The organism is Brevibacillus sp. NRRL NRS-603 (genome assembly GCF_003013445.1).
In the GTDB taxonomy this organism is placed as follows: domain Bacteria; phylum Bacillota; class Bacilli; order Brevibacillales; family Brevibacillaceae; genus Brevibacillus; species Brevibacillus formosus.
Genome location: NZ_PXZN01000139.1, coordinates 1 through 3,880, shown reverse-complemented (window position 1 = coordinate 3,880; position 3,880 = coordinate 1). Strand labels below are relative to the sequence as shown.

General features: G+C 47.7%; 4 protein-coding genes and 1 pseudogene. 1 reads left to right on the top strand and 4 read right to left on the bottom strand.

All coding sequences use genetic code 11. The features are described from left to right. From C7R94_RS29260 to C7R94_RS29250, 3 genes are all read right to left on the bottom strand, one after another. Positions 1 to 423: ethanolamine ammonia-lyase light chain EutC (locus C7R94_RS29260; RefSeq protein ID WP_146142859.1), on the bottom strand; the 423-nt coding region annotated here is incomplete at its 3' end. Between the two features lie 20 nt (positions 424 to 443). After that, positions 444 to 1,805, bottom strand: a complete 1,362-nt coding sequence (locus C7R94_RS29255; RefSeq protein WP_047069121.1) for an ethanolamine ammonia-lyase subunit EutB — start codon at positions 1,803 to 1,805, stop codon at positions 444 to 446. Between the two features lie 137 nt (positions 1,806 to 1,942). Beyond that, positions 1,943 to 2,317, bottom strand: a complete 375-nt coding sequence (locus C7R94_RS29250) for a response regulator (RefSeq protein WP_106786002.1) — start codon at positions 2,315 to 2,317, stop codon at positions 1,943 to 1,945. Between the two features lie 265 nt (positions 2,318 to 2,582). On the opposite strand from C7R94_RS29250, the gene C7R94_RS29245 reads away from it, so the two are divergent. Next, positions 2,583 to 3,638 (top strand): bifunctional transcriptional activator/DNA repair enzyme AdaA, encoded by a 1,056-nt coding sequence (locus C7R94_RS29245; RefSeq protein WP_106786001.1) that lies wholly within the window; start codon positions 2,583 to 2,585, stop codon positions 3,636 to 3,638. Between the two features lie 85 nt (positions 3,639 to 3,723). Here C7R94_RS29245 and C7R94_RS29240 read toward each other — a convergent pair. Further along, positions 3,724 to 3,880, bottom strand: a pseudogene (locus C7R94_RS29240) (Rrf2 family transcriptional regulator); the annotation flags it as partial.

Genomic DNA, 3,880 nt, shown 5'->3' with positions numbered 1-3,880 from the left:
GACGATTTGCACGTCTTTGTTTTTATCCCCATTCTGCTCCAGCCAGCGAGCAGACTCATCTGATAGCATCCGTCCGGAGTCGAGGTTCATTAAATACTCCTCCATGCTCGTCGCTCTTGAATGAAGGACAGGTAGCTGTAGGCTCTCGATCAGCTCTGGACTGATGGTTTTCATGACCGCATCGCGTGCTGCTGCCTGATCAATCCGAAATTGGAGGTAGCTTCCCGTCTTCATCCGGGTACCCGCCCGCCCGATTCCGATGCGAGCTGGCGTTCTTTTCATCGCTAGCTCCAATGCTTCTGGATTGTTTGGATTCTTGACTCCGCATTGCTTTTGCTCAGGAAAATGAATAACTCCTTGACCTTTTTTGGACAGCTCATCGATTACGCGCTGGACGAGATCGTCCATATTGATCTGTTTCATCTTGCTTCCCTCCCCACTCGTTAGTCAAAAATGGTTAAATCGCCTGCACGCTCTGTCAAACGACCATTTTCCATAATGCCCATTTTTTCCAACCATTTCTCGAATTCCCGGAGAGGTCGCAGTCCCAAAAGCTCGCGGTAGCTGGCGTCATCGTGGTAGCTCGTGTCTTGGTAACTGAGCATGACATCGTCCCCACCTGGTACGCCCATATAAAAATTCGCGCCTGCCAAGGTCGTCAGCATCCCTGCAATCTCCTGGTCATTCTGATCCGCGTACATGTGGTTCGTATAAGTCGGAGCGATTCCCATCGGCAAACCATGCAGCTTGCCCATGAATAAGTCCTCCAGATCGGCACGAATCATCTGTCTGCCATCATAAAGTGTTTCTGGTCCAATAAAGCCAGAAACGTTATTGACCATAAACGGCTTCCAGTGACGGCAAAAACCGTACGTACGAGCTTCCAGTGTCTGCATATCGACGCCTTCATGAGAATCCAGCGACACTTCGGAGCCTTGTCCTGTCTCAAAATACATGACGTTTGGTCCCGACGCTGTGCCTTTTCGGAGCATCAAGTCCATTGCCTCATCCAAAATCTCTTTGTTTACGCCAAACGCATCATTCGCGCGTTGGGAACCTGCCAGACTTTGGAACATCAGAGAAATGGGCGCTCCGCCGCGAAGAGCCTGCATCTGAGTCGTGATGTGAGCCAGCACGCAGTTTTGCGTAGGGATTTCCCACTTTTGCATGAAATCATGTGTCATTTTCAGGAGCTTGGTAACGCTTTCAACAGAGTCATTATTAGGGTTAATTCCGATGACAGCGTCGCCTGATCCATAGGACAAGCCTTCCTTCATCGAAGCCAAAATGCCATCGGGATCATCGATTGGGTGATTCGGCTGGCAGCGGAACGCCAGTCTTCCCGGCTCGCCTATCAGTGTGTTGCAATAGGCTTGATGCTTCATTTTTTGTGAAGCCATGACCAAGTCAATGCTGGACATCAGTTTGGCCGTAGCGGAAATCATTTCGCTGGTCAGCCCACGGCTAATTCGCGTCAGCTCAGGCATTCCTGTGGAAAACGACAAGATGTACTCCCGTAGCTCCCCTACTGTCCAATTTTTAATTTCATCGTAAATAGAGAGATTGATATCATCATAAATGATCCGCGTCACTTCGTCTTTTTCGTACGGAATGACTGGATTTTCATATATATCACGAAGTTGCATTTCGCTTAATACGACTTTGGCCGCCATCCGTTCCAGTGCGGAATTGGCTGCTAATTTACTCATGTGATCGCCAGACTTTTCTTCACTCGCTTTTGCCAATACATCACGAACCGAAGTAAACTGGTAATGCTGTTTACGTACCACGCAAGCCAATTTCATCTCTAGCTTCACTCACTTTCTTTTCAACTTTCCGTAAACTCTATTTCATGGAACGAAAAAAGCGCTTCGAAACATAAGACGAAATGCTCGCCTTGGTCCAAGCGCCGTTGCTCTTCATACGATTCACTTTTTTGCGTTCATTGTTTGCCCGTAAGCACGAACTCCACTGCCGGTAGCAGTTCTTCCTCCATGACGGGTTTGACCAGATAGGCACATATCCCTTTCGCTTTGGCTTGCATGACCATGTCCTTTTGACTGTAAGCAGTCAAGAGAAGGATAGCCGCGTCCGAATGCTCTCGGATAATCCCAGTCGCTGTCAAACCGTCCATAATTGGCATTTTCACATCCATAATAATGAGATGCGGGTTCCACTCTTGCGTCAATCGAACGGCCTCTTTGCCGTTTTTTCCTTCAGCTACGACGTTATATCCCTGCTCTTGCAGCATCTCGACCAGGTCCATACGCGTTATGGGGTCGTCGTCTATGATGATAACTCGATAATGCTGACGCAATACTCCACCTCCCGATCACCAGTGAACGGACGTGCCAACTACTCATCATTCAATACGCCAACCGACGCCGTTGTCGGTTTCTTGCCTATTTTTGAATACGTTTATTATATCTATATTTTCAGGCTAATTCCAGCTTAAATCCTGTCCACCCTTCGCCCTCGTTACTTCATAGTGAAGGAACGAGAAAAAATCAATGTACGATTTTCGGCTGCAGCCATTTTTGGTGAGCGATAAAATGAAAACATAAAAACGGAGGGGGAAACAAATGATAACGGCCGAGATGAAGTCCGAGTATTATCAGGCGTTACTGGATAAAAATTCAGAATACGAAGGTGTCTTTTTCGTTGGAGTCAAGACAACTGGCGTATTCTGTCGCCCGACATGTCCAGCAAGAAAACCTAAGTTTATGAATTGTGAGTTTTTTGATCATGCCAAACAAGCACTTCTGGCTTCATTCCGGCCCTGCCAACGCTGCCGTCCACTTTCACATCCCAATCATGTCTCAGAGCTCGTGCGTCTGCTAGTAAACGCTATAGAAGAAAACCCCGAGCAGCGCTGGACGGAAAAAGACTTTCAAAGATTATCCGTGGATGCTGCAACAGCGAGACGCCAATTCAAAAAGCGTTTTGGCATGACGTTCGTCGAATATGCAAGGGCGCGGCGTATGGGGATTGCACTAAAAGAAATCAGAGAAGGAAAAGCCATCATCGATGCCCAACTATCCACCGGTTACGAGTCCAGCAGTGGTTTTCGAGACGCATTTTCACGAATTATGGGGGCAGCACCTACTCTTCTTGGAGACCATCATATCTTAAAGGCATCGTGGCTGGATACGCGACTCGGTCCCATGATAGCTATCGCAGATGAAGAAGCGCTATATCTACTTGAATTCATTGACCGCCGCGGCTTGGAACGAGAAGTTGAACGTCTTAGACAAAGAACGAGGTCAGCGATTATCCCTGGTTCCACAGCGCCAATCCGTTCGATTGAACGTGAGTTAGAAAAGTATTTTGACGGAAAGCTAACACAATTTGCAACGCCTTTGTTTTTGTGCGGATCCCCTTTTCAAAGAATGGTCTGGGAGCATTTGCAAACGATTCCTCCAGGTCAAACTTCATCCTATTCCGAGGTTGCATCAGCTATTGGGAACCCAAGTGCCTTTCGTGCTGTCGCGCAAGCAAATGGTGCGAACCAGTTAGCGATTGTCATTCCTTGTCACCGGGTCATCAACTCCAATGGTGAATTGGGAGGTTACGGAGGAGGACTTTCACGCAAACGCTGGCTGCTTCATCATGAAAAAGAAACATCCCTCCCCATTTGACTCGGATTCGTGAAATATTTGGAAAATGGATGCGGGCACTCCTTTCTCGTAAAAATGCCCTCGCTTACGCAAGGGCATTTTTTTCTTATTGTGCTTTTTCCGTTATTTTCTGGCGCAGGTTATCTACGAGCTGGGACATTTTCACTTCGCCCAAAATATCCTCCATCGCATGCTGCGCACGGGTCAAAATCAACTCCAGCACAAACTGTATATTCGCTCCCACTGGACAATCGGGATTCGGT

Excerpts from the sequence above, each read along its gene's own strand:
- C7R94_RS29255 (WP_047069121.1), bottom strand. The coding sequence starts at position 1,805 with ATGAAATTGGCTTGCGTGGTACGTAAACAGCATTACCAGTTTACTTCG.
- C7R94_RS29245 (WP_106786001.1), top strand. The coding sequence starts at position 2,583 with ATGATAACGGCCGAGATGAAGTCCGAGTATTATCAGGCGTTACTGGAT.